Genomic DNA, 23,410 nt, shown 5'->3' with positions numbered 1-23,410 from the left:
GCTGCGGAGGCATGTCCGTATACTTTGAAGCAGATGTAACGACCATTGGCCCTGAAGTGGAGCTTATGCTAGAGGATAACATTTTGATCTTGTTTAACGAATCCGCTACAGAGGACCTAAAAGAAATATCCGTTATTCACAACGGAACCACCATTTCGGAAATGATTGAAACCGGAGATGAATTTGTGATTGACGGGATACCTTATAAGATTCTTTTTGTGGGCAGTAAAGTCAATGAAACCATGAATGATTTAGGTCATGCCACCCTTCAGTTCAACGGGGAAGCAGAATCAGATATGCCGGGCACGGTGTGCCTGGAAGACGGCATTCGCAATGACATCGTATCCAACTCGACATTACAGTTCCGCAAAAACAGCTGAAGGAGGAAGAAATAATGCTCGGAATGAATAAAAAACTGGCAGCGTTCGAAAACGAGGGGAAATATATCAAAGTAGGGTTGATCGGCGCCGGGCAGATGGGGCGCGGCATGATTTCCCAGATTGAGGGAATGAAAGGGATGAAAGTGGTAGCAGTGGCTGATATAAATATTTCCAATGTTATCAATGCGTATAAGCATGCCGGCATCCCTGAAGAAAACATTATTCAGACAGAGAAAGAAGAAGAGGCTGTACGCGCCGTGGAAGAAGGAAAAGTCACAGCTTTTTCCGAGGCAGAGAAAGTGGCTTCCCTGCCTTCTGTGGATGTGGTCGTGGACGCAACAGGTATTCCAAACGTAGGGGCAGCCATCGCCTGGGAAGCGATTCTGAACCGGAAGCACATTGTCATGTTGAACGTGGAAGCAGACGTGACGGTAGGCCCGGTTCTGAAAAAACTGGCGGACAGCGCCGGAGTTGTTTACACTGGATCGGCCGGGGATGAGCCCGGAGCGGTGATGGAACTGTTTGATTTTGCGGACGCCCTTGGATTTGAAGTCATTGCCCTGGGTAAAGGGAAAAACAATCCATTGAATCTCGAAGCCAATCCATCAACGGCCGCCGAGGAGGCAAAAGCAAAAGGAGCCAGTCCGAAAATGCTTGCTTCCTTCCAGGACGGAACGAAAACGATGGTGGAAATGAATGCAGTGGCAAATGCAACCGGTTTTATTCCGGATCAGACAGGAATGCATGGTTTCAGTGCGACCGTCGACGAACTGGCTGACATTTTTCAACTGAAAGAAAATGGTGGTCAGCTTCATCATAAAGGTATTGTAGAGTACGTACAGGGGGTGGCTCCCGGCGTTTTTGCCATTATTACATCTCATAATGAAGAAGTTCATGAAGAACTTCAATATGTGAAGCTTGGAAACGGCCCTCATTATACCCTTTACAGACCATATCACCTGACGAGCCTTGAAACACCGCTTACAGTGGCTCGCGCCTTTTTTGACAAGGAGCCGACTATTGCCCCGACGTATAACCGCAGGGCTGAAACGGTAGCCACCGCGAAAAAAGATTTGAAAGCGGGAGAATTCTTCGACAGTATCGGCGGGTACAGTGTATATGGTACGTTGATGGAAAAATCAGAAGCCGATGATGCGGAAGCATTTCCAATTGGCCTGGTGGATGCCAATGTAAAAGTACTGCGTGATGTGCAAAAAGGAGAAACATTGACGTATAATGATATTGAGCAGACAAAAGAATCCACCATCTGGAGACTCCGCCGTCTCCAGGAACAGTAAACGAACTGATCCATGAAGGATGGCGGGGGATCTGATGCATGAAAAAGAGGTGAGTAACGTGAAAACGCACGAAATGCAGGCGGACCTTTATTGTATTCAATGCAGAGAAGAAACTCCTCACGTCATTCAGTATATAAATGAAGAAATCTCGACCATCACCTGCCGCCAGTGCAGCCGGGCCGTGGACATCGACATTGATATCATGAATGAACTGTATGATGAGGTGTATCAGCGTATCACGACAAAACCGGCCCGGATGTCAAAAGAGTCCCGGGAGGATTTGAGTCACTTCTTTTTTTCCCTGCCGAGCCGCGTCATCAGTAAACCGTACCGGTTGTTCAGGGATGCAAACGACACCCAGAAAGCGATACGGCGTTACCGTAAATAATGAAGAAGGCGCTGCCGGAGCGAGGCGGCGCCTTGTTTACGTTTGAAAGACTGAAAGAAAAGGAATGATTTGGTGAAAGGAGGTGTAACGATGATTAAAAAAGCAATAAAATCCATTGTTCTCGGGTTTTTATTAAAGAAAGGAAAGCAGATGATTTCCCGGCGGAAGTCATGATTCCCGAGGATGGATAACTGTGTTTTTCCCCCTGACATGCTAAAATAGGCAATAAAGGGGTGATGCAGGATGGAATCTCAAGCACCGGTCATTCATCATCTGGCCGCCGGACGTCCGCAGGACATACAGGACCAACAGGGACGTACTTTCCGCACGGGTATCCAAAAACAGACGGCAGACAGTATAATCCTGAGAAAAACAGGTATTACAGGCAATGATGTGGCGGATAAAAAAAATCATGGCGGCACAGACAGGGCGGTCTGTATCTATCCATTGGAACATTACGGCACATGGGAAGAAGAATTTGGGAGGAAACTTGATAAGGCGGCGTTTGGTGAAAATATAACCGTGTCAGGCGTGACAGAGGATACGGTGTATATTGGCAATACATACAAAGTCGGAAGTGCCGTCATTCAAGTGACCCAGGGAAGGGTGCCTTGTCTTAAGATTGACAGGCGTACCGGATGCGACGGCCTGATGAAAAGGTTTACCGCAACCGGCTTCACCGGCTTTTTCTGCAGAGTGCTGCAGGAAGGGACAGTACAGGAAGACTCGCGTATGGAGCTGGTGAAAGAAGACAGACGCCGGATCAGTATTCTGTATGCCAACAACGTCTATTTTCATGAGCGTGGCAATATGGCTGCAATGAAACGTATTCTCGATGTGCCCCCGTTGGCAGAGGAATGGCGCCGTAAGCTTGAAAAAAGAATACAAAACCTCAAGTAGTATTTTTGCGCTGGTGCAGTATGGCATTGATTTCCCCGCCGATAACAAGTGTGAGCCCCGTGAGAAACAGCCACAGCATCAAAACAATAACACCGCCCAGACTTCCGTAGGTCGCCGAATAGTTGCCGAACTGCTGTACATAAAAAGAAAACCCGGCAGAAATCAACTGCCACATGACAGTCGCAGCGGCTGCCCCGGGAAGGACGTATTTCATCGGCACCCGGGTGTTGGGGCCGAAATAATACAGACTGCAGAGCAGGGCAATCATGACGAGCACACTTAACAGGCGGCGGACCATCTGGAGAAGTACTTCTGTATGTTCCTGCACCGGAAGGTACGAGGTTACCGTTTGAAGAATCATATCTCCGAAAATGGATAAAACAAAAATAAGAATAAGAACGACCAGCAGCGCAAACGTTAAAAGAATGGATAACAGTCTCGTCTGCCAGAAAGCCCGCGGGGTTTTCACATTGAAAGCCTGGTTCATGGCTTTTATAAATGCATTAAGACCGGTGGAGGCAGACCAGATCGTACCGATAATACCGAATGTAAGCAGCCCGGTATTATCGTTTTGAACAATGCTGAAAACATTTTCTTCAAGCATTTCAGCTGTCTGGGCAGGCAGCGCTGACTGCAGAAGACTCATGACTTCCGCCGCTTCTATGGAAAAGTAAGGGAGTATCGAAAGGGATAAAATAAGCAGCGGAAACAAAGACAGCATATAGTAAAAAGCCTGTTCCGCCGCAAGACCGAATGCCCTGTCTTCATCCATTTCCCGCAGCAGAGTTTTAAAAAAGTGATACACGGTATGTATTCCCATAGCAGCATCCTCCTTTTCTCATGTCATTCCCCGTCCTTTCCTTTGTTAACCTTCTTGTTCAAAGGAAGGTGTTTGCATACAGGAGGGACCGGGAAAGCTGATACTAAACCAGAAGAGAGGGTGTCACAGAAATGATTCGAACTATACTTATGATTATCGGTCTTATTGTTGTTATCAGCGCGTTATGGAGTATCTTGTTTTAAGAAGGAGGGAGCTCCCCTGTAAAAGGACTCCCTCCTTTTGCATACCGCTTTGAAATACATTTGTTTTTAGTTATTAGTGAGCTTTTTCAAATGTTTTGCAGTCGGTTTCCTGTTCATTCGAAGCCTGACTGCCTTTGTGGCTGACAACATAAATCTGTTCAGCACTGCAGAGGTTTCCTTCTTCCCAGTAGTGACAATTATGAACTTCGCAAAGTACGTCCTGTGCTATGCTCATCACCCCCTTTCTCTACTATGCGGGAAAAACAAACAAATTAAACATGAAAATAATGCATGGAATTCCTCTCTCTTCACAAACTAGGCACAGCAGTTGAAAAAGGAGGAGAGTGTCGATGAGACAAAAATGGATGTTGATACCTGCGGCAGCAGCTGCGCTTTTCCTGTCGGAAGTCCCTGCAGGAGTAAGCGGAGCAGAAGAACAGCAGGAAGAGCGGCAGGTTGAGTTGACAGAAGCCCAGCAAAAAGAACTGGCTGAGATTCATTCCAGTATTCTGGAGAAAAGGAAAACATTGATTGACAAATATACCGAATTCGGCGTTGTCCCGCAAGAAAAACGGGAACAAATGAAGGAGCAGCTGGATGAAGGTTATGCCAAACTGGAAGAGCGGCAGTTTATCCCGCCTCACCCGCATCACTGGAACAAAGAAAAAGACGAGTGAAAAATCAGCCTTTCCCCTCAGAAGCAGGGGAAGGGCTTTTTTGCGATAGGAATGAATGATATTTTCGTAAAAAGAGGTTTAAAAAAAGACTGAAAGAGAAATGTAGACCACAGAACGAATTGTAAAGATTGTAAATGTTTCTTTAAGAAAGGACAGGATACCAATGCAGCAGGAGATTCAGGATTTTATTAACAATATAAAGGTGGAAGAGCAGGCGAACCGTGTGTTCACGCCTGCCGAGATTAACGAGGAATTGTATGACGGAGAGAAAGCACTGGAAGATGTGCTTGCCGCCTGTGAAAAGCTGGCTGAAGAAGGGAAAATAGCCAGAGCGGAAGGTAAAACTGAAGATGGATATAAAGGACAGCTTTTCACGAAAAAATAAATCCGGCAGAGGCGGCAATCCAATCCAGATTGCCGCCTTTCACATAAATGAGCGATTTTGAGATTTTCACATATTTTTTTATACTATTATGCCTATATTTGAGGAAATGAACATAGTCCATTCGTGACATGTATGATATAATTCTGAAAGTCAATAAAAAGAGGTTAATTTTTTCATTAAGATTGTAAAAATAATTGTAAGAGAAAAAACATTTAAGAAACGATAACAACTATCATGTTTGTCTCAAACTAGGAGGATTACACATGAAAAAAGTAATTACGTACGGCACCTTTGATCTGCTGCACTGGGGCCATATAAATCTACTGAAACGCGCCAAGGATCTGGGTGATTACCTGATTGTTGCTATTTCTACAGATGAATTCAACGCCATAAAAAATAAAAAAGCGTATTATCCTTATGAACAGCGCAAATTAATTCTTGAAGCCGTCCGATATGTGGATGAAGTCATTCCGGAAAATGAATGGAATCAGAAAAAGAAAGATCTCCTGCATCATGATGTGGATTTACTTGTGATGGGGGATGACTGGAAAGGAAGCTTTGATCATCTGGCACCTTTCTGTGATGTCGTATACCTTCCGAGAACCGCCAATATCTCAACGACAAAGATTAAAAATGAACTGCTTCTTGCGAATGCTTATTAAAAAGGGGGATTTTTTCTCTCTTTTTTTGTTTTTTCCCTCCTGAACATTATATAATGAACCGAGTGGAAAAAAAGCACCGGTGTGAGTAAAGAGGGGTAAAGAGTTGTATGAATAACCGGCTGAAAAAAAAGTTTAACAAACGAATAAAAAAACCGTTGAATCAACGGAAAAAGAAATACCTTAAGAAATGGAAGAAGTTCAAAAAGTCCCAAACCATCAGGAACATGTACCGGAGGGTATTCGGTCTGGTCGGAAAGCTGCCGAAAAAAGAGAACATTATCGTGTTTGAAAGTTTTCTTGGGAAGCAGTACAGCTGCAATCCGCGTGCGGTGTATGAAGAACTCAAACAGCAGGACCGCAGCTTCACGTATTACTGGAGTATCGATCACCGCTACCGGCACTATTTCGAAAAACACGGCGTCCGCACGATACATCGTTTTTCACTGCGCTGGTTTATCGTTATGATGAGAGCGAAATACTGGGTTTTCAACAGCAGGCTCCCAAAATGGATTCCCAAACCGGTCGATACGGTGTATCTCCAAACGTGGCACGGAACTCCGCTGAAGAAACTGGCACTTGATATGGAAGAAGTTCACATGCCTGGTACCACAACGGAAATGTATAAAAGAAATTTCGTAGCTGAAGCTGGAAGATGGAGTTACCTGGTGGCACCAAACGAGTATTCTGCTCAAATATTTGAAAGGGCCTTTGACTTTGACCAGACGATGCTGAAGACCGGCTATCCAAGAAATGATTACTTGTTCCATTACAAGAAGGAAGATATCGATATTGTAAAAGAGCGGCTTGGGGTGCCGGAAGGAAAAAAAGTGATATTATACGCTCCGACATGGCGGGATAACGAGTACCATTTTATCGGGAAATATAAGTTCAACGTGCAGATCGATATGGAGAGGATGAAAGAAGAACTCGGGGACGAGTATTTCCTGATTTTCCGTCTTCATTATCTGATTGCCGATCACCTGGACCTTAGAGGCTGGGAAGATTTCGCGGTGGATGCGTCCCGTTACGAAGACATCCGCGATTTATATATCGTCAGCGATTTGCTGATCACGGATTATTCTTCTGTCATGTTTGACTACGGGGTGCTGCAGCGTCCGATGATCTTTTATGTGTACGATATCGACAGTTACCGGGATTCGCTGCGCGGTTTTTATTTCGATTTTGAAAATGAGGCCCCGGGACCGCTTGTGAAAACGACAGAGTCCCTGGTGGGAGAAATTAAACACGCCGACACCATCCGCTCGAGGTACGCGGAACCCATCCGTCACTTTGAAGACTCTTTTCACGCGCTGGAAGACGGGAATGCTGCCAAAAGAGTGGTAGAAACGGTTTTTCCAGAGGATTAAGCAGCTGAAAAAGAGGGGATTAAAATGAAAGCAATCCTGAAGATTGCCAAAGAACTTTGGGAGAATATACAATTAATCAATCGTCTCGCTCTTTATGAAATAAAAATAAAAAACAACAACAACTATCTGGGGGAAGCCTGGGAGCTGATAACCCCCCTCTTTTTTATGGCTATTTACTGGTTCGTGTTCGGGTACGGTATCCGGGGAGATAACAGCGCTGTGGATGGTGTTCCTTATTTGAACTGGATGTCAGCGGGCATTACGATCTGGTTTTTTGTTCACTCTGCTGTGACGCAGGGGTCCAAAGCTATTTATACGAAGATACGTCTCGTATCAAAAATGAATTTTCCATCGAGTATTATCCCGGTTTATGTCATGATTTCCAGACTCTATCCGCATGTAATGATTCTGCTTCTTGTTGTTATTTATATGCAGTTCACAGAGTATAAGGTATCGATTTATTATCTTCAGTTCCCCTATTTTATTGTAAGTATGCTGATGCTTATTACGTCGGTACTGTTGATAACGTCGACATTAACAACGGTCATACGGGATATCCAGATGTTCATCCAGTCGACAATACGTGTGTTTTTGTATATCAGTCCTTTTCTCTGGGTATCGGACCGGCTGCCGGATTTTGTTCAGGATTTGATGAAGCTTAACCCTTTGTACTACCTGGCCGAAGGATACCGGGCCGCATTTTTCGGCGGTTCCTGGTACATGGTGGAGCACTGGCAGTATACGCTCTATTTCTGGGTGGTTGTCCTGCTGTTATTCTCCGCAGGAGCGCTGCTTCACACCCGTTTTCGAAAGCATTTTATTGATTTTCTGTAGACAGGGAGGCTGATCTTATGCAGTCCGCTGTATCGGCGAAAAACATTACAAAAACATTCAAGTTATATACCGGCCAGTCGGAGCGCCTGAAAGATCTCTTACTCCCCGGGGAATACGGGGAAGCGTTCTATGCGCTCCGGGATGTTTCCTTTGAAGCGGAAAAAGGAGATATCATCGGCCTGCTCGGGGTGAATGGATCCGGGAAATCCACGTTGTCCAATATTATCGCGGGAATCGTACCTCAGACCAGCGGGGAACTTACTATTCACGGAGAGCCGGCCATTATCGATGTCTCCTCCGGATTGAACAATAAACTGACCGGACGGGAAAACATTGAAATGAAATGTTTAATGCTTGGCTTCACACGTAAAGAAATTAAAAAGCTGGAGCCGGAGATTATTGAGTTTGCAGAAATGGATAAATTCATCGATCAACCGGTGAAATCGTATTCCAAAGGAATGAAGTCAAGGCTTGGGTTTTCGATTAACGTTAGTATCGATCCGGAGATTTTAATTGTCGATGAAGCGTTATCGGTCGGGGATAAAGCTTTTGCCAAAAAAAGCCTTGATAAAATGCAGGAGTTCAAGTCACGGGGCAAGACGATGTTTTTTGTGAGCCATTCTCTTACGCAGATGAAAGAATTCTGCACGAAAGCGATTTGGCTGGAATTCGGAGAAATAAAAAAGTCCGGCCCGCTTGCCGAAATCACCGACGACTATGAAGCTTTTCTGCGGGATTACAACACGTGGTCTAAAAAACAACGAAAAGAATTCCGTCAACAGGGATTTGCCAGACAGAGCGCTCCCCAAAAATAGGAGACTCCCGAGCTTCAAACGAATGAATACGATAAAGAGCTTTCCTGTTATTAAAGGGAAGCTCTTTTTATGACAGTATGAAGGCCGGAAAAAACCGGCCGCATGGGGAGAGGAAAGCATATATACCGGAGGGAAGGATGGTCTTAACATAGATGGAGGGAGTCAGTAGTTTCCGCCGGTCCAGTCGGAATACATTCCGCTGCCATTACATCCGGGACAATGCAGCGGATCTGTCTGGAAATATTCATTAGGCATTATGTGAATGCCTCTGCCTTTGCAGTCCGGGCATTTCCCCTGCTGTTCCATGTCAGAGATTCGTTTTTGTTTCGCCGTTTCTCTCCATTCCGTCCATTTGTTCCAAAGATTCATGCAGCTGCACCTCCTTTTACCCGGAATTCACCTATTTCAGGGCGCCTTTGCGCTTTTGTTGGTTAGTATGCTTTTTTTGCAGTATATGTATACGCAAAAAAAAGGGGATTTTTCTGCACGGAAAAAGGGTAATAGATGAAATGATATTATAAATACATTCAGGCTGGAGGGAATACGATGAAACGAATAGGTATGGCGGTGGTTTTAACAGCAGGGCTGTTTATCTCGGCCGCCGGGTCTGCACTTGCACAATCATTTGATGATGTATCACAAAGCTTCTGGGCCGAAAGTGAAATCACCTATCTTTCGGAACGGGGAATCATTTCGGGATACGAGGACGGAGGTTTTCACCCCAATGAGCCGGTGAAGCGGAGTCAGGCTGCGGCTATGATAGTGAAAGCCCTGGATTTGGAAACAGGAGACCGGCCGTCTCCCGACTTCTCGGATATTTCGCAGGATTTTCACGCCTATGAAGAAGCGGCGGCTGTGAAAGATGAAGAAATAATAACAGGGAACAACGGTGAGTTTCTACCGAATAACTCGTTGAAAAGAGGGCAGATGGCTGCTGTACTGAGCCGTTCTTTTGACTTTTCGGATGGAGAGGGTTCGAATTACTTCCGGGATGTTGAAGAAGGAGACGCGTTTTTCCATGACATTCAGGCTATCGCCCAGGCGGATATAACGACAGGATATCAGGACGGAACATTCGGTCCGAATGAAGACGTCACAAGAGCCCAGTTCTCCGTATTTCTCGCGAGGGCCCTTGATCCGGAACAGTTCGTGGAGCCGGACCGGACAACGTATATAAATGAACGTTTTGGTTACGAAGTGACCTATCCGGATGAGTGGACTCCCGGCCGGGAAGCTGATAATGGAGATGGAAAAGTTCTGCATAGCAGCGAAGCTTCCACCATCCGGGCTTACGGAACACATCATATGGAAAGTACCGCCCCGGACCTTTCGAACTATCAGGAAGTCACGCTTCAGAACGGGGACGAAGCACATTATCAGACGACAAGGGAAAATGGTATGATCACGTTTGATCTCGTGCGGATAGAAGGCGGCACAGAGTATCATGTGAGTGGAGAAGTATCCGAAGCATTTTATTCCACAAACGGTGACGAAATCCGCGATACGATCTATAGTTTGAAAACGGTCGATTAATCAGGTGCAGGATCGCTTTCACGCGGTCCTGATTTTTATGGCCGGCTTGTTGGTTAGCAGAAAAATTGTGTTATAATAACGAAGAAGCAGACGTGTACAAGGAATGAAGTTAACTTTGCCTTAAAAATGAATATCCAAAGGACATGAAGGAGGAACAACATCGTGATGGACAAAGATGCAGTGCAGCAGATTGTTGAAACGCTTCCGGAACTGGATCGGGATGTATACACATTCATGCAGGAGAAATACGATGAACTCGAACAGGCCGGAGAAAAATATGATGTAGCTGCCAATGATACGTATGTAGAAAAAAAGGCAGCAGAGAATTTCAGCGTTTCTGAAGAAGAAGCCGGTACCATTTTTGCAAGAACCGAATCGCAGATAAGACGTCTGCAGGAGGAAAGAGCATCCAGGTAATGGATGCTTTTTTCTGTAGAATGGTGCTTGAAAGGGGCAGGTCTATATGAAAACAGAGCAGCGGATGGAAGAGTCAAGAACCATACAGACAAGGCTTGTACTGCCGCCGGATACGAATCATCTGCAGACTATTTTCGGGGGGAAGGTGATGGGTTATATTGACGAGATTGCAGCACTTTCCGCTATGAAACACTGCAGCAGTATCGTCGTTACGGCTTCCATGGATTCGGTGGATTTTCTTTCTTCGGCGAAGGCGGGAGAAGCACTTGAGCTGGAAGCCTTTGTAACATCCACCGGACGGACGTCGATGGAAGTGTTTGTGCGGGTGCATTCCCATGATCTGCTGACAAATGAGAAACGATTAACCACGCAGTCGTTTTTGACAATGGTGGCTGTGAACGAAGAAGGGCGCCCCATCGAAGTGCCGGGTGTTGTACCCGTTACGGAGGAAGAAAAACGACTGCATGAATCCGCCGGGATGCGAAAAGAATACAGACAGCGGCGCAGTGACATGGAGTAAGCAGAATATTTCCTTTGCCGGCTGACTTTTGGGATAATACCTCTTGTGCAACTTATTAGGTAAAGGAGATAAAGGATGCAGAACTTAACAGAACATACAACCGTTCAACCATTGTTTCAGCCTTTTCAACTGGGAACACTCGCTCTTTCCAACCGAATTGTGATGGCACCCATGACACGCGGGTTTTCCCCGGGGGGAGTTCCGACAGAAGACGTTGCCGCCTATTACCGGAGACGCGCTGAACATGACGTCGGGCTGCTTATTACCGAAGGAACCGGCATTGATCATCCGGCATCGGTATCGGGGTCGTCCATCCCGCTCTTCTACGGCGAAAAAGCACTTCAGGGCTGGGAGCAGGTAGTGAAACAAGTACATGAGAAAGGCGGAAAGATCGCGCCGCAGCTATGGCACGTCGGCACGACCCGCAGTCCCGGAGATGAACCGAATGTGGAAGCTATGCCGGTTGGTCCATCGGGGCTTGCTCTGACAGGGGAAAAAGTGTCAGAACCACTCTCCACCGAAGAAATCCACGATTTGGTGTCCGCCTATGCCCAGGGTGCTGCCGATGCCAAGCGGCTCGGCTTTGACGCTGTTGAAATCCATGGTGCCCACGGCTATCTGATCGATCAGTTTATCTGGAGCCACACCAACCGCCGTACCGACGAATACGGAGGAGATATAAAAGGCAGAACACGCTTTGCGGTGGAAATCGTGGAAGCCTGCCGGGACGCGGTCGGACCGGATTTCCCTATTATCTTCCGGTTTTCCCAGTGGAAAATGTCCGATTTCAAAGCCAAAATCGCAGAAACACCGGAAGAACTTGAAGCATTTCTGACTCCGCTTGTAGAAGCCGGAGTAGATATCTTCCATACTTCCACGCGCCGGTTCTGGGAGCCTGAATTCGAAGGATCCGACCTGAACCTGGCCGGCTGGACGAAAAAAATCACCGGCAAACCTACGATTATCGTTGGATCCATCGGCTTGAACGGAGAGTTCACAAGTGGTGCAGGCGCAGAAACCACAAGCCTGGACGGTCTCATGGAAAGATTTCAAAATAATGAATTCGACATGGCCGCAGTCGGCCGTTCGCTCTTAATGGACCCGGCCTGGGCTGAAAAAGTCCGCGACGGCCGCGCCGATGAACTGCAGGCTTACAGCCGTGAGTCGTTAAATAACCTATACTAAGCACCACCCGGGCCGTTCCTTTCATGGGAACGGCTTTTTTTCGGTAGATTATTGCGGAGAACCGAGCTGATAAAAAATCCATATGTTCATTAAGCTCCCTGTCCATCCATTTTGTTCGATGCGGCATATTTTAGTAGTGAGGTTCCAAGTGGGAAAGGAGGCAGAGTGATGCCGCAGATTGAAGATCTTCGCAGCCAAGTACCAAAACGCGGGGAAACGAGGAATGAAAGCAGCGTTCGCAAAATTATCCGTCATCATTCCGCGACAAAGAGCGGGGATTTCTGGTCTTTCTGGAATCAGACATGGAGTCAGTTCACCCCGGCATGGCAGACAGGAGGATACCACGAAATTATTCTCCGCGATGGAACCGTGCAGGTCTGTTACGCGCCTTCCATGGTCACCAACGGAGCAGCCGGACACAATTCCTATACGTACCATATCTGCCTTGTCGGAGATGGTTCGTTTACCGATGTCCAGGAAAAGGCATGGCACGAAAGGGTACAGCGCGCGATGAAGAACCTCCAGTTAAGCGTTTCGGATGTTCTCGGCCACCGGGAGCTTCCGGGGACATCTACGCTGTGTCCCGGTATCGAAATGAACGAAGTGAGGGCAGCATTAAGGTCCGGAGAACCGCTGACAGGCAGTGAGTCCATTATTCTGAAAATGGGAGACACCGGTCAGCAGGTACAGCAGCTTCAGGCTGATCTCATGCAGGCTGGAGAAAATCTCTCCATATACGGAGCAGACGGACAGTTCGGTACAGAAACACAAGCTGCGGTGGAAGCATTTCAGAGAAAACATGGATTGAAAACAGACGGAATCGCAGGCCCCCGCACGATGGAAAAACTGGAGGAAGTCCTGTCCCAGGGAGGTGAGACCGTGGACGACCATACACCGAACCCTTCCCACCAGAGCGCATGGAAATGGGCGCAGGAGCAGGGACTGTTGAATGGAAAATACCCAAGAGAACCTGTGTCACGGGAGCAGCTGGCGACCGTGCTTTACCGTTATCATCAAATGATAAAAGGGGAATCCTGATATGTGGGAAAAACTGAAACAGATGTGGAAGTCTTTGTTTACCAAGGACAAGCGTCCACAGAAGCCGGAAGAGGGCGAAGGCGACACCGAAACGGAAAAGAATGAGATTTAATGGATATCAGGTTCCTGCGGGAACCTGACAAAATAATGAATACCCCTTGCGTCTTTGCATTTTCCGTCTTATAATAAGAAATATCGCTGATTTGAAGACAATACGAGCCGTTAGTTCAGTGGGAGAACGCTTGCTTGACAGGCAAGAGGTCACTGGTTCAAGTCCAGTACGGCTCACCATACATAATAGGCAGGTGACGCCGGTTTGAGGGAAACCCTCGGTCCGGCGTCATTTTTATAGATCCATTATATCTTAAGATCAACTACGATTCTGCTTTCCATTATTCAATATTACGATTATTACCGCAACAACACCCATTAAATGTACCTTTAGATTTTTGATGTATTTTATATGAGCGGGGGATGAAGAGAAATAAAATTCTAATCACCTATAAACGTTAAATTTAGAGGATATGAATTCAAAGTAAAGAATGGTAATGGTTTGAATAGTTAAAAAAACGGCAAATGAAAAAAGCGGTTGATATCCTTTTTGAAAGTTTATAATTTCAAACCAAGTGAATACCGCCTGTATCCCTATACCAAATAAAGAAAAAATGGTGACATACCATAAAAACACATTTTTGTAATCCCTGAATATTTCATAAAGATAAATAAAAATGTAACTCGAAGGGGCAAATAGCAGATAATAAAAAATATCAAATAATTCATACTCAGGTAAATCATTAATTATATAGAAATTAATGAGCCCGCCGCCGATCGTAAAGTCAAATAAAAATCCAAACGAGACACCCCACATTGAAAATAACAAAGCTATGTCTCTCGTGAATTTCTTAGGAAGAAGGAATAAAGCAGAGTAAGCCAGCAAGAGCATTATCAATAGACATATTTCGTTTTTATCAAAGCTTTCCCATAAACTCACGTGTATGTCACCTCTTTATAAGCAATCTTTCGTATGAAAAGAAGCGAGTAATAGGCAATGACGTGAAGCAGCAAATAGTAAATGGCATCAAATCCCAAATTCCATTTCACATAATCCGCTATATTTAAAATGGAGGTCAAACTTGAAAAAAACAGCAGTATGATTAAAGATACTAAAACAACGAATATGGTGTTTGACTTATGAACCAGATTTAATTGTGTGACTAAGATTAATGGAATGATTACACTTCTAAGTAATAAAAAAGCGGTATAATTCATGCTCTCTTCTGTTAATTCAATACGTTCCATGCCCTCATATATAATCCAACCCCAATTAATATTGATGATTAGAATAACCATAAGTACAAATGTATTTTCAATAATCGATATTTTCTTTGGCATTATCAAAAATGTTGTTGTTATAAACCATGCGGCAAAGAAAAATAATACAAAAGCCATATAGACCACATTCCTTATCAATAGTGTTATTATGTGTGTTTCAGGTGACAAATATAACCAGCGGGTGGGATGCTCTATAGTGAATCTGCATTAGCCGTCATGCAGTCACGACACTTTTTCTTATTGTGCTGCTCTTGTGTTACGTTTATACATCACCTTAGCAAGAATAACGCCTGAAAGAGCCGTTAGTTCAGTGGGAGAACGGTTGCTTGACAGGCAAGAGATCACTGGTTCGAATCCAGTACGGCTCGCCATACATAATGTGCCATTTTTTGGCTGGACACGGTCTGCAAACAAATTGCAAACCTTCACCTGAATAAAGTATTATTGAATTTGAAGGCAGCTTGCTTTTATATTATAAATATACATATGACTTCTCGATTTACTTCTCTTTCGGTTCATACTTTTTTTAGATATCGGATCTGGGAAGTATTTCATCTTATCAAGCAAAAATGTTAACTCTAATCCAGCAGTTACAGCCGGACGAACAAGAAGAAGCTTTACGAAAGAATGTAAAGAACAATAGGAAGGAGGAGTTCACGTGACATTGCAGCAATTGAGATATGTGATTGAGGTGGCGAAGCAGCGATCGATTAGTAAAGCTGCGCATCAATTGTTTATTAGTCAGCCGAGTTTGTCGAATTCGATCAAAGAATTGGAGAATGAACTGGGGATTGCGATTTTTTCCCGGACGAATAAGGGAATTGTTATTACGTCAGAGGGGTCGGAGTTTTTAGGTTACGCAAGACAGGTGATGGAACAGACAGACTTGCTTGAAAACCGCTATGCCAATGCATCTCAACCCCCGCAGCAGCATTTCTCTGTATCCGGCCAGCATTATGCCTTTGCGGTCAGTGCGTTTGTGAAGCTGTTGAAAAATTATGATCGGGATGAATATGAGTTTACGTTACGGGAGACGAGGACGTATGAAATCATTGAGGATGTAAAAAACCTTCGTAGTGAAATTGGGATTTTGTATGTAAATGATTTTAACGAACAGGTTATTCGAAAGTTTCTGAGAGAAGGAAATTTAACGTTTCATGAGCTGTTTCAGGCCAGGCCGCATGTGTTCATCAGTTCAACGAACCCACTCGCGGCCGAGAAGTATGTTACCTTAGCTGATTTGGATCCTTATCCATATTTGTCATTTGAACAAGGGGACTATAATTCGTTTTATTTCTCCGAGGAGATATTAAGCACCATCTCAAGACGCAAAAATATTCGCGTCAGTGACCGGGCCACGTTGTTTAACCTGCTGATAGGATTGAATGGATACACCATTTCCACAGGCATAATCAGTTATGACATCAACGACGATGATATTGTGGCGGTGCCGCTTAACGTGGATGAGAGCATTACAGTCGGGTATATTCAACATAAGAATATAGCAAACAGCCCGCTGGCAGCGATTTATATCAATTTCTTAAAGGAAACGATTGCCGAAGAATTAACTTTGCTATAGTTTGAAGCTATGACAAAGTATAGACTTTACGTGTTATGCTATACCATTATTCAATGCTACACTGACCCTACATTACCAAAGGAGAGGGTTAGCAGTGGGGAAAAGAAGTTTAGAACAAAGATTAAACGAAGGTACAGTCGTTGCAGCCGAAGGATATTTATTTGAAATGGAGCGCAGAGGTTATTTACAGGCTGGATCGTTTGTACCAGAAGTAGCGCTTGAGCACCCGGAGGTTTTAAAGCAGGTATATCGTGATTACATGAATGCCGGTTCAGATGTGGTTTTAGCTTTCACCTATAATGCCCACCGTGAAAAAATGAGAATTATAGGTAAAGAACATTTACATGAGCCATTAAACCGAAATGCGATTCGTTTGGCGAAAGAAGTGGCAAAGGAACATCCTGTAGAAGAAGCGCTAGTTGCAGGCAACATTTCGAATACGAATATTTTTGATCCGGAAGATGCTGATTCTGCGGAAGAAGTAAGAAGTATTTTTGCAGAAATGGCCACGTGGTGCAAAGAAGAAGGCGTTGATTTTATAAATGGGGAAACGTTTTATTACCATGAAGAGGCCGTTATTGCGCTGGAGGAAATTCAAAAGCAGGGTCTGCCGGCAGTCGTTACATTAGGGCTGATGGGCGAAAATATACTACGGGATGGCTATACGGTTGAAGAATCCTGTAAGACTCTTTCTGAAAAAGGTGCGTTAGTGGTTGGGATGAACTGTTTCCGCGGACCACATACGATGCAGCCATACCTGAAGGGAATTAGAAATGAGGTAGAAGGGTATGTCGGTGGACTGCCTATTCCATATCGCACGACAGAAGAACACCCGACGTTCTTCAACCTGCCTGATGGAGGATGCAGTTGTTCCCTGCCGACCGAAACCACGTTCCCTACATCCTTAGACCCGCTTTATCACAATCGGTACGAATTAGCAGAATGGGCGAAAGAAGCAAAAGATATTGGTATTCATTATATTGGTCTTTGCTGCGGAGCCTCCCCTGCGATGATCAGAGCAATAGCAGAAGCGGTGGGATACGAAACCATTAATTCCAAATATTCACCGGATATGGAGAAGCACTTCTTATTCGGCAAAGATGAAACGCTAAAAAGTCATAATCTAAACTACAGTAAAAAAGCGTAAGTCAAAAGGTGATATGTGAACAAGATGGATGCATTCTTCATTAACTGAAGCTGCATCCATTTTTAAGACTGGTAAGGTCTCCGTAAAAACCGGTACAAAAGATGGCATACGTGGAAAAAACGACCGCTCATAAGTGTGGTATATCAAGAGACATGGTTTAGAGAGCTGGATATCGATAGAATACCCCGGGCATCGGGATCCGGTCGGCTGGTCATGGACCAAAAAGACTGAGAATCATAAGATGACCTGCCGGGATCGAACGCGGCGCATGTATAAAAATTAATCGTTATCCGCTAATTCATCCCTGTCTGCGGCTCTTGGCGGCTCTTCCATCCATCCGTGCTTAATCATAATGTTTGCTCCTTTATCCGCAAACTGCGCAACTTCAGCCATCAGTCTGCCATACATAACACCGATATCCCTGCGTGGACTCATGGACATGCTTGTGCCGTAATATCCAAGACTGATGGTGGTTAATGTTGAACAATAAAACATCATCTTTTTGTCAGAAAAGGTGTAAGTCGTTGAATCCGTTACTTCGGAGTCCAGCATCATCGGGCTGGGCAGGTCGTTTTCCTTTAAATAGGATTCAAATATGTCACAGTGTTTTTGAGCCATATCTCTTCCTCTTTTTAAAAATTGGACCACCTCTTTGTTCTGGGCAATCTGGCTGTATCCCATCATGGTGGCAGACCCGAGCGCATTTCTTTGGAAATTGGCATAAAGATTGGCTATTTCCATCCCTGTTAACGGTCGTCTTTCTCCAAAATACCCTGCTAAAAAACTTTTTTTATGAACATAATCGAAAGTCTTTGGTTTTGGAAGATAAGGCGGCCTTATATAGGAACCTTTGGATAATAAAATATCATTGCTCCATTTGATAATTTTATCTGATTCGGTAAGACAGGCACTGTAAAAATAATAAATGTCCTCTCTTACAACTAAACTTAAAGCCATATTGTAATTATTTAATCCAAGCTTTCCTAACTGATTCAGCGAATTTAAATAATACGTATCCGAAAATAAACGAGGGGCTGTTACATCTACATCCTCGCTAAGTTTAAAACCATGAGGAATTGGATAATTTTCGTTATGAAACAGCTCTGTAACGGTACGAATGTGGGAGTGGGAAACTTCCAAGGCGTATTGCAGTAAATTTCTTATCTCCGTATCTTCGACGATGTTCATTTCCTGCTCTAAATGACAGATGGCTGCACTGTCATTCATATATGTTATCCATAATTGGGAGATCTCTGCCGACGTTAATGATATGTTACGGTTCGACTCCTGCATACCTAATCCTCCAAACGTGTATTTCGTTTATATTCTGCTCTTTTTTCATGGTTCCATTCATCTTTTGTGTATAATAAAAGAAAAAAACAGCAGCAGGTCGTGATGGTAGGAATACGCCGGCTTCCTGCAGTAAACGGGGATTCCCCGTTTACTTCTTTTCCTTCGTGAAAGAGATAAGCGTAAGGAAGGATATACAGAGCGGCGGTTGTTTTAGTAAAATAAGAAAGACGTTTATTGATACAAAGAAAAGAGATGTTGTGATGCATGTAGTGCTCCTGATGATGCTGCCGGACAGTACCGATCCGGAACCAGGGCACATGGAGGGAAAACAATGGATATCGTACTAAATATCATCGATCAATGGTGGGAAGCTTTTCTGGGACTGCCATGGGTGAAAATCGGGATAGCATGTCTTATCTTTCTCGTTGTTTTCATCTTTCGAAAAGTGTTCACCCGTTACATTTTCAAGATAGTGATGAGGTTTGCGCAAAAGTCTCCGGCATCGTTTTTTACGAATATGCTGACGTCGTTTGAAAAGCCGGTCCGTTTCTTTATCGGGGTGCTTGGTGTATACCTTGCGCTATTATATCTGCCCATACCGCCTGAATCCATGGGTGTGATCAACACGATATACCGTTCTATTGTGATTGCAGTCATCGGCTGGGGGCTGTTTAACTTTTCGTCGACGAGTTCGAATCTGTTTCACCGTTTTTCGCATAAAATGGAAGACGGGGCCGACAGTATGGTCATTCCGTTTTTGTCAAAACTGACCCGTTTTGTCATCGTACTGCTGACAATTACCGTCGTTGCTTACGAGTGGGGTTACGACATTAATGGTCTGGTGGCAGGTCTTGGTCTGGGCGGACTGGCGGTGGCGCTTGCCGCCCAGGAAACGCTCAGCAACTTTCTCGGCGGCGTCATCATTGTGACGGAACGTCCGTTTAAAAGCGGCGACTGGATTGAAACGCCGACTGTGGAAGGAATGGTGGAAGACATCAGCTTTCGAAGCACGGAAGTCCGGACGTTTGCCGATTCGCTTGTTACCGTACCGAATAAAATCCTTGCCAGTGAAGCCATCACTAACTGGTCGGAAATGAGTGTCCGCCGCGTTATGTTTACAGTAGGTGTGGAGTACGGAACACCGCCCGCTAAGATCGAAACCGTCGTGCAGCGGGTGGATGAGATGCTGCGTGATCATAAGGATGTGGATAACGAATTAATTCTCGTGCGTTTCAGTGAAATGAGTGACTCTTCCTATGATATTTTCATCTACTTTTTCACAAAGTCCACGGCTTGGCAGGAATGGTATAGAGTGAAAGAAGAAATTAATTTAACCGTTATCCGTATTCTCGAAGAAGAAGGCGTAAGCGCCGCTTTCCCATCCCGTTCCCTTTATGTGGAAAAAATACCGGAAGAATGGAAAGGGATGGAACGGGAGAAACGAGAGTCCAACGAAGAATAAGCAACATTTCTGTGACACTCTTTCGTTAAACGGTGGAAAATGCAGAAGACTCCCTTTATAATAGCAGAGGATTTAAATGGAGAAGGGGGCAGGCACGTTGGAACAGACGGCTGTATTCTCATTATTCAAAGGATTGTCTGTACAGAAGGTAATGGAGCTGGTTCATCATTTGGAGCTGTATGAAAGTGACGTTTTTTTTGAAAAAAAGCAGAGCTCTGCAAATGGAAAAAGTATGCTTGGTATGATGTCGGTATTTACAACCATACGAATCGGCGACAAGATTCATGTCCGTGCCAAAGGGACAGATGCTTCGTCCTTACTATCCAGTGTTCATTCCTTTCTGGAGGACGCGCAGGCAGCACAGGAAACGCTTGGATACTGGGAGGAAGAAGGAGTGGAATCGGTCGAAAAAGCGATGACGGCTTCCCTTCATAACTGGACTCCTGAAGTACGAAACGTCGCAAAGTCCTATCTAAAAACGACGAGACATTAATATAAAAAGTCCGGCGGGCACCTTCCCACCCGCAAAAAATGTTCCGAACGATTCATAACAGAATCGTTCGGAACATTTTTTTATCTGGTGATGGTTTGGCCCGTTCTCTTGTAATCCCAACATCAAGACAAAAGTTTCATTTTTCAGAGCGTTCGAAATCATAGTGTAAATTCGTAGAGAAAGGGAAATACGATAAGTAGAAGAACGAAAGGAGGGGGCGTTGTTGAAGAAGACAGGGACCGCCGTTTTGCTCATTAGTGCAGGACTGCTCGCATCCTGTGGACAATCAGACATGAAAGAAAACAGTACAGTGCAGGCGGCTGCAACATCTTCTGCTGTGCAGGTGGAAGAAAAACAGCCTCTCTCCGACGTGAAAAGCGCAACCGACCAGAAAGAAGAAGGGGCAGAACAGTTTAACAGCCTCTTTGAAGATGAAGCGATCACCACGTTATTTTCCATGCTGCAACGTGACCGGCAGCAGATAGAAAAAGAAGCCGGAACACCGGTGGAGGAAGGGTCATTTGAAGGAGCAGCGTTTATGGATTACGGCAGCGGTACTTTCTTTTTCCCTGATGGCTCACAGCAGGCAGAGACATTTGCCGTGCAGAACCCTTCTGTTCAAGCCGAAAAGGTCTCTAAACAGATTGGTTCTCCGGATGAAGAATATGAGAACAAAATGGAAGAACTTTGGACGCAGGAATATAAATACGAGGACGGAACAATCATCGTGGAAAAGCCGGACGAAACAGCAGATGAAGTCAGTACTGTATGGTTCGAAACATCATCATAAAAAAGAGAAATGGATCAGTTAAGGCGGAGTGCGGGAAACGGTTCCACTCCGTCTTTTCTTTTTTGTATAAGACCGGGGACCATTTAACGGCCGGGAGTTTCAGCCTCCTGCTGGTTCCACCCCTCAACCGGCGATGGCTTCTTCTTTCCCAGCATGAACTGGAAGAGGGAGAGGAGCAGCAGAACAAAAACGGCACTGCCGGCAAACAACATCGAAAAACCGGTGTAGGACACGATAATACCGAGCAGGAATGAACCAGCCGCTATGCCGCTGTCAAACATCATGAAAAACGTAGCGGTCGCGTAACTGTTACGCTCCGGCGCTGCGGTTTGTACAGATAAAGAAAGAAGCGATGGCAGGAGCGTTCCGTACCCTATACCAATCAGAGCGGCCGATACAAGAAACATAACGGCACCACCCGCGGCACTGAGGAGACCGAGTCCCAAAGCAAAAACAAACAGACATGGCAGGATGACAATTTTCGAGCCGCGTTCGTCAAACAAACGGCCGAGGTACGGACGGCTGAGCAGCATGGTCACCGCAAAAACAAGGAAGAAATAACTGGATACCGAAGCAAGCCCGAGTTCTTCTGCGTACACAGAAATAAACGATATGACTCCTGAATAGGCAAAAGCGACAAGACTGCTGGCGGCGGCGATGGGCAGAGCTTTGTGTTCGATAAGCCCCCGCAAGCCTGTCGGACTGTTTTCGCTGGGGGAAGACTTCGGAATGTCTTTTGGATGGACAAGAAAGGCAGAAAGCACGCCGGCGCTCATAATGACACTTAACAGTACAAACAGAAATTGATAGGACATGAACTGTGTCAGTGATAAGCCTAGAAACGGACCGGCCACGATCGCAAGATTCATGGACATCGTGAAATAGCCGAGTCCTTCTCCCCGTCTTGCTTCCGGTACGACATCTGCAGCAATGGATGCGGTGGCAGTCGTCAGCACACCAAAGGAAATGCCGTGGAAAACGCGGAGCAGGATGAGCGGAAGAAAAGTATCGATCCAGATATACCCGTAGGTAGAAAGCGCAAATACGACAGCTGTGATAAGCAGGATGTTTTTCTTTCCGCCCCAATCCAGTATTTTTCCCGAAAAGGGACGGATGATAATGGCGGTAAGGAGCATGGCGGTTACAATAAGACCGCCTTTGGACTCGGATCCTCCCATTTCATTGACGACATAGAGCGGGAGAGTGGTAAGCAGCGTATAAAAAATAACAAAGACGATGAAATGAACGAGAGAAATGCTGAGGAAGTCTTTCGTCCAGATCGGTTGTTTCGACTGATCCAAGTTAATCCCTTCTTTCTTCTGTTCCGAGTTTCTGCAGAAGTCTGTAAAGCTGGTCTGCTTCTTCCCGGGTTAAAGAGCCGGTAAAGTGATGTTCAGCATCTTCGACACTCTTTTTCACTGCCGGCAGTTGCGTTTTTGCTTCTTCTGTTAAGGCAGCAATGCGCTCCCGGCGGTCCCTGCCGTACTCTCTGCTGACCCAGCCGTTCTCTTCCATTTTAGCGAGGGTGCGGGTCACGGTCGGCGCTTCCACCTGCAGGTATTTCCAGATAGCGGTTTGTGTCATCGGTCCGTTTTTCATCAAGACGTACAATATGGTCCACTGGGAGGTATACAGTCCGTGCGGCTGCACGTATTCATTGAGTTCTTTTGAGAAACTGCGTGCTTTCTGATTCATTAGGTGGATTAATCCGCTTGTATCCATCATTAACTCCTTATTATTTACTTAAGTAACTAAATACGTACCTGCACAGTATAACGACCTTGCACAGCCCTGTAAACCAGGGGTTTTTTATGTAAAGGGATACAAAAGAACCTGAATGGTTTCTTTCGCCTGTGACGTATGATAATCTATGAAGGAGAATACTTGAGGAG

The 23,410-nt window shown here is 45.2% G+C and carries 28 protein-coding genes and 2 tRNA genes; 22 read left to right on the top strand and 8 right to left on the bottom strand.

The window, feature by feature from the left end; genetic code table 11:
• Positions 1 to 11 precede the first annotated feature (11 nt).
• From ACFSUB_RS05955 to ACFSUB_RS05940, 4 genes are all read left to right on the top strand, one after another.
• A complete protein-coding gene (locus ACFSUB_RS05955) occupies positions 12 to 380 on the top strand; it encodes a PTS glucitol/sorbitol transporter subunit IIA (RefSeq protein ID WP_380712269.1) in 369 nt (122 codons plus the stop codon).
• A 14-nt stretch (positions 381 to 394) separates the two neighbouring features.
• Positions 395 to 1,678, top strand: a complete 1,284-nt coding sequence (locus ACFSUB_RS05950) for an NAD(P)H-dependent oxidoreductase (RefSeq protein ID WP_380712268.1) — start codon at positions 395 to 397, stop codon at positions 1,676 to 1,678.
• Between the two features lie 58 nt (positions 1,679 to 1,736).
• A complete protein-coding gene (locus tag ACFSUB_RS05945) occupies positions 1,737 to 2,066 on the top strand; it encodes a bh protein (protein ID WP_380712267.1) in 330 nt (109 codons plus the stop codon).
• Positions 2,067 to 2,309: 243 nt separating this feature from the next.
• Complete coding sequence (locus tag ACFSUB_RS05940; protein WP_380712266.1) at positions 2,310 to 2,966, top strand: MOSC domain-containing protein; 657 nt, start codon at positions 2,310 to 2,312, stop codon at positions 2,964 to 2,966.
• Here ACFSUB_RS05940 and ACFSUB_RS05935 read toward each other — a convergent pair.
• Together ACFSUB_RS05935 and ACFSUB_RS05930 are read right to left on the bottom strand one after the other, a co-directional pair.
• Entirely contained in the window at positions 2,959 to 3,786 is an 828-nt protein-coding gene (locus ACFSUB_RS05935; protein ID WP_380712265.1) for a YihY/virulence factor BrkB family protein, read from the bottom strand. The two genes, ACFSUB_RS05940 and ACFSUB_RS05935, sit on opposite strands and share 8 nt — an antisense overlap.
• A gap of 276 nt (positions 3,787 to 4,062) precedes the next feature.
• Entirely contained in the window at positions 4,063 to 4,218 is a 156-nt protein-coding gene (locus ACFSUB_RS05930; RefSeq protein WP_380713190.1) for a DUF1540 domain-containing protein, read from the bottom strand.
• 121 nt (positions 4,219 to 4,339) lie between these two features.
• Here ACFSUB_RS05930 and ACFSUB_RS05925 point away from each other — a divergent pair, with 121 nt between their 5' ends.
• The 6 genes from ACFSUB_RS05925 to tagH all read left to right on the top strand — a co-directional run bounded on the left by ACFSUB_RS05925 (position 4,340) and on the right by tagH (position 8,729).
• Entirely contained in the window at positions 4,340 to 4,666 is a 327-nt protein-coding gene (locus ACFSUB_RS05925) for a DUF2680 domain-containing protein (protein ID WP_380712264.1), read from the top strand.
• A gap of 163 nt (positions 4,667 to 4,829) precedes the next feature.
• On the top strand, positions 4,830 to 5,051 hold the full coding sequence (locus ACFSUB_RS05920) for a hypothetical protein (protein WP_380712263.1): 222 nt from the start codon (positions 4,830 to 4,832) through the stop codon (positions 5,049 to 5,051).
• Between the two features lie 263 nt (positions 5,052 to 5,314).
• Positions 5,315 to 5,713 (top strand): glycerol-3-phosphate cytidylyltransferase, encoded by a 399-nt coding sequence (gene tagD, locus ACFSUB_RS05915; RefSeq protein ID WP_380712262.1) that lies wholly within the window; start codon positions 5,315 to 5,317, stop codon positions 5,711 to 5,713.
• A gap of 107 nt (positions 5,714 to 5,820) precedes the next feature.
• Positions 5,821 to 7,080 carry a CDP-glycerol glycerophosphotransferase family protein gene (locus tag ACFSUB_RS05910; protein WP_380712261.1) on the top strand — a complete coding sequence of 420 codons (1,260 nt, stop codon included), beginning with the start codon at positions 5,821 to 5,823 and terminating at the stop codon, positions 7,078 to 7,080.
• Positions 7,081 to 7,104: 24 nt separating this feature from the next.
• Positions 7,105 to 7,914, top strand: a complete 810-nt coding sequence (locus ACFSUB_RS05905) for an ABC transporter permease (protein ID WP_380712260.1) — start codon at positions 7,105 to 7,107, stop codon at positions 7,912 to 7,914.
• 17 nt (positions 7,915 to 7,931) lie between these two features.
• Positions 7,932 to 8,729 (top strand): teichoic acids export ABC transporter ATP-binding subunit TagH, encoded by a 798-nt coding sequence (gene tagH / locus ACFSUB_RS05900; protein ID WP_380712259.1) that lies wholly within the window; start codon positions 7,932 to 7,934, stop codon positions 8,727 to 8,729.
• A gap of 162 nt (positions 8,730 to 8,891) precedes the next feature.
• Here the strand turns inward: tagH and ACFSUB_RS05895 are convergent, their stop codons facing one another.
• Positions 8,892 to 9,098 (bottom strand): methionine aminopeptidase, encoded by a 207-nt coding sequence (locus ACFSUB_RS05895; protein ID WP_380712258.1) that lies wholly within the window; start codon positions 9,096 to 9,098, stop codon positions 8,892 to 8,894.
• A gap of 177 nt (positions 9,099 to 9,275) precedes the next feature.
• On the opposite strand from ACFSUB_RS05895, the gene ACFSUB_RS05890 reads away from it, so the two are divergent.
• From ACFSUB_RS05890 to ACFSUB_RS05865, 6 genes are all read left to right on the top strand, one after another.
• On the top strand, positions 9,276 to 10,262 hold the full coding sequence (locus tag ACFSUB_RS05890; protein WP_380712257.1) for an S-layer homology domain-containing protein: 987 nt from the start codon (positions 9,276 to 9,278) through the stop codon (positions 10,260 to 10,262).
• A 162-nt stretch (positions 10,263 to 10,424) separates the two neighbouring features.
• Positions 10,425 to 10,679 carry a hypothetical protein gene (locus ACFSUB_RS05885; protein WP_380712256.1) on the top strand — a complete coding sequence of 85 codons (255 nt, stop codon included), beginning with the start codon at positions 10,425 to 10,427 and terminating at the stop codon, positions 10,677 to 10,679.
• 46 nt (positions 10,680 to 10,725) lie between these two features.
• The gene (locus tag ACFSUB_RS05880) at positions 10,726 to 11,199 is read left to right on the top strand and encodes an acyl-CoA thioesterase (RefSeq protein ID WP_380712255.1); all 474 of its coding nucleotides are present in this window, start codon (positions 10,726 to 10,728) and stop codon (positions 11,197 to 11,199) included.
• 75 nt (positions 11,200 to 11,274) lie between these two features.
• Positions 11,275 to 12,384, top strand: a complete 1,110-nt coding sequence (locus ACFSUB_RS05875) for an NADH:flavin oxidoreductase (RefSeq protein WP_380712254.1) — start codon at positions 11,275 to 11,277, stop codon at positions 12,382 to 12,384.
• 168 nt (positions 12,385 to 12,552) lie between these two features.
• Positions 12,553 to 13,422: a peptidoglycan recognition protein family protein gene (locus ACFSUB_RS05870; RefSeq protein ID WP_380712253.1), complete on the top strand. Its 870-nt coding sequence runs from the start codon at positions 12,553 to 12,555 to the stop codon at positions 13,420 to 13,422.
• Positions 13,423 to 13,638: 216 nt separating this feature from the next.
• A tRNA-Val gene (locus ACFSUB_RS05865) sits at positions 13,639 to 13,713 on the top strand.
• A gap of 205 nt (positions 13,714 to 13,918) precedes the next feature.
• On the opposite strand, the gene ACFSUB_RS05860 is transcribed toward ACFSUB_RS05865, so the two are convergent.
• Together ACFSUB_RS05860 and ACFSUB_RS05855 are read right to left on the bottom strand one after the other, a co-directional pair.
• A complete protein-coding gene (locus tag ACFSUB_RS05860; RefSeq protein ID WP_380712252.1) occupies positions 13,919 to 14,413 on the bottom strand; it encodes a hypothetical protein in 495 nt (164 codons plus the stop codon).
• Positions 14,410 to 14,871, bottom strand: coding sequence for a hypothetical protein (locus ACFSUB_RS05855; protein WP_380712251.1), 462 nt, complete (start codon positions 14,869 to 14,871; stop codon positions 14,410 to 14,412). Before ACFSUB_RS05855 ends, ACFSUB_RS05860 begins: the two co-directional genes overlap by 4 nt.
• A gap of 179 nt (positions 14,872 to 15,050) precedes the next feature.
• Here ACFSUB_RS05855 and ACFSUB_RS05850 point away from each other — a divergent pair.
• The 3 genes from ACFSUB_RS05850 to ACFSUB_RS05840 all read left to right on the top strand — a co-directional run bounded on the left by ACFSUB_RS05850 (position 15,051) and on the right by ACFSUB_RS05840 (position 17,480).
• Positions 15,051 to 15,125: transfer RNA gene (locus ACFSUB_RS05850), tRNA-Val, on the top strand.
• A gap of 287 nt (positions 15,126 to 15,412) precedes the next feature.
• A complete protein-coding gene (locus ACFSUB_RS05845; RefSeq protein WP_380712250.1) occupies positions 15,413 to 16,333 on the top strand; it encodes a LysR family transcriptional regulator in 921 nt (306 codons plus the stop codon).
• A 94-nt stretch (positions 16,334 to 16,427) separates the two neighbouring features.
• On the top strand, positions 16,428 to 17,480 hold the full coding sequence (locus ACFSUB_RS05840) for a homocysteine S-methyltransferase family protein (protein ID WP_380712249.1): 1,053 nt from the start codon (positions 16,428 to 16,430) through the stop codon (positions 17,478 to 17,480).
• 279 nt (positions 17,481 to 17,759) lie between these two features.
• Here the strand turns inward: ACFSUB_RS05840 and ACFSUB_RS05835 are convergent, their stop codons facing one another.
• Positions 17,760 to 18,773 carry a DUF3231 family protein gene (locus tag ACFSUB_RS05835; protein WP_380712248.1) on the bottom strand — a complete coding sequence of 338 codons (1,014 nt, stop codon included), beginning with the start codon at positions 18,771 to 18,773 and terminating at the stop codon, positions 17,760 to 17,762.
• A gap of 331 nt (positions 18,774 to 19,104) precedes the next feature.
• Here ACFSUB_RS05835 and ACFSUB_RS05830 point away from each other — a divergent pair, with 331 nt between their 5' ends.
• The 3 genes from ACFSUB_RS05830 to ACFSUB_RS05820 all read left to right on the top strand — a co-directional run bounded on the left by ACFSUB_RS05830 (position 19,105) and on the right by ACFSUB_RS05820 (position 21,518).
• Positions 19,105 to 20,235, top strand: coding sequence for a mechanosensitive ion channel family protein (locus ACFSUB_RS05830; RefSeq protein ID WP_380712247.1), 1,131 nt, complete (start codon positions 19,105 to 19,107; stop codon positions 20,233 to 20,235).
• 76 nt (positions 20,236 to 20,311) lie between these two features.
• On the top strand, positions 20,312 to 20,728 hold the full coding sequence (locus ACFSUB_RS05825) for an HPr family phosphocarrier protein (protein ID WP_380712246.1): 417 nt from the start codon (positions 20,312 to 20,314) through the stop codon (positions 20,726 to 20,728).
• Between the two features lie 223 nt (positions 20,729 to 20,951).
• On the top strand, positions 20,952 to 21,518 hold the full coding sequence (locus ACFSUB_RS05820) for a hypothetical protein (RefSeq protein ID WP_380712245.1): 567 nt from the start codon (positions 20,952 to 20,954) through the stop codon (positions 21,516 to 21,518).
• Between the two features lie 83 nt (positions 21,519 to 21,601).
• On the opposite strand, the gene ACFSUB_RS05815 is transcribed toward ACFSUB_RS05820, so the two are convergent.
• Both ACFSUB_RS05815 and ACFSUB_RS05810 read right to left on the bottom strand, forming a co-directional pair.
• A complete protein-coding gene (locus tag ACFSUB_RS05815; protein ID WP_380712244.1) occupies positions 21,602 to 22,819 on the bottom strand; it encodes an MFS transporter in 1,218 nt (405 codons plus the stop codon).
• A gap of 1 nt (position 22,820) precedes the next feature.
• The gene (locus ACFSUB_RS05810; RefSeq protein ID WP_380712243.1) at positions 22,821 to 23,243 is read right to left on the bottom strand and encodes a MarR family winged helix-turn-helix transcriptional regulator; all 423 of its coding nucleotides are present in this window, start codon (positions 23,241 to 23,243) and stop codon (positions 22,821 to 22,823) included.
• Positions 23,244 to 23,410: the final 167 nt, after the last annotated feature.

Origin of the sequence: Salibacterium lacus (assembly GCF_042684865.1) — a bacterium.
GTDB classification, from domain to species: domain Bacteria; phylum Bacillota; class Bacilli; order Bacillales; family Marinococcaceae; genus Salibacterium; species Salibacterium lacus.
This window is presented reverse-complemented; position numbering and strand designations above follow the sequence as displayed.

What these genes read in the sequence shown, in the direction of transcription:
- ACFSUB_RS05955 (WP_380712269.1), top strand. Translation starts at nt 12, where the DNA reads ATGTCCGTATACTTTGAAGCAGATGTAACGACCATTGGCCCTGAAGTG.
- ACFSUB_RS05950 (WP_380712268.1), top strand. Translation starts at nt 395, where the DNA reads ATGCTCGGAATGAATAAAAAACTGGCAGCGTTCGAAAACGAGGGGAAA.
- ACFSUB_RS05940 (WP_380712266.1), top strand. Translation starts at nt 2,310, where the DNA reads ATGGAATCTCAAGCACCGGTCATTCATCATCTGGCCGCCGGACGTCCG.
- ACFSUB_RS05935 (WP_380712265.1), bottom strand. Translation starts at nt 3,786, where the DNA reads ATGGGAATACATACCGTGTATCACTTTTTTAAAACTCTGCTGCGGGAA.
- ACFSUB_RS05925 (WP_380712264.1), top strand. Translation starts at nt 4,340, where the DNA reads ATGAGACAAAAATGGATGTTGATACCTGCGGCAGCAGCTGCGCTTTTC.
- ACFSUB_RS05920 (WP_380712263.1), top strand. Translation starts at nt 4,830, where the DNA reads ATGCAGCAGGAGATTCAGGATTTTATTAACAATATAAAGGTGGAAGAG.
- tagD (WP_380712262.1), top strand. Translation starts at nt 5,315, where the DNA reads ATGAAAAAAGTAATTACGTACGGCACCTTTGATCTGCTGCACTGGGGC.
- ACFSUB_RS05910 (WP_380712261.1), top strand. Translation starts at nt 5,821, where the DNA reads ATGAATAACCGGCTGAAAAAAAAGTTTAACAAACGAATAAAAAAACCG.
- ACFSUB_RS05905 (WP_380712260.1), top strand. Translation starts at nt 7,105, where the DNA reads ATGAAAGCAATCCTGAAGATTGCCAAAGAACTTTGGGAGAATATACAA.
- tagH (WP_380712259.1), top strand. Translation starts at nt 7,932, where the DNA reads ATGCAGTCCGCTGTATCGGCGAAAAACATTACAAAAACATTCAAGTTA.
- ACFSUB_RS05895 (WP_380712258.1), bottom strand. Translation starts at nt 9,098, where the DNA reads ATGAATCTTTGGAACAAATGGACGGAATGGAGAGAAACGGCGAAACAA.
- ACFSUB_RS05890 (WP_380712257.1), top strand. Translation starts at nt 9,276, where the DNA reads ATGAAACGAATAGGTATGGCGGTGGTTTTAACAGCAGGGCTGTTTATC.
- ACFSUB_RS05880 (WP_380712255.1), top strand. Translation starts at nt 10,726, where the DNA reads ATGAAAACAGAGCAGCGGATGGAAGAGTCAAGAACCATACAGACAAGG.
- ACFSUB_RS05875 (WP_380712254.1), top strand. Translation starts at nt 11,275, where the DNA reads ATGCAGAACTTAACAGAACATACAACCGTTCAACCATTGTTTCAGCCT.
- ACFSUB_RS05870 (WP_380712253.1), top strand. Translation starts at nt 12,553, where the DNA reads ATGCCGCAGATTGAAGATCTTCGCAGCCAAGTACCAAAACGCGGGGAA.
- ACFSUB_RS05855 (WP_380712251.1), bottom strand. Translation starts at nt 14,871, where the DNA reads ATGGCTTTTGTATTATTTTTCTTTGCCGCATGGTTTATAACAACAACA.
- ACFSUB_RS05835 (WP_380712248.1), bottom strand. Translation starts at nt 18,773, where the DNA reads ATGCAGGAGTCGAACCGTAACATATCATTAACGTCGGCAGAGATCTCC.
- ACFSUB_RS05830 (WP_380712247.1), top strand. Translation starts at nt 19,105, where the DNA reads ATGGATATCGTACTAAATATCATCGATCAATGGTGGGAAGCTTTTCTG.
- ACFSUB_RS05825 (WP_380712246.1), top strand. Translation starts at nt 20,312, where the DNA reads ATGGAGAAGGGGGCAGGCACGTTGGAACAGACGGCTGTATTCTCATTA.
- ACFSUB_RS05810 (WP_380712243.1), bottom strand. Translation starts at nt 23,243, where the DNA reads ATGATGGATACAAGCGGATTAATCCACCTAATGAATCAGAAAGCACGC.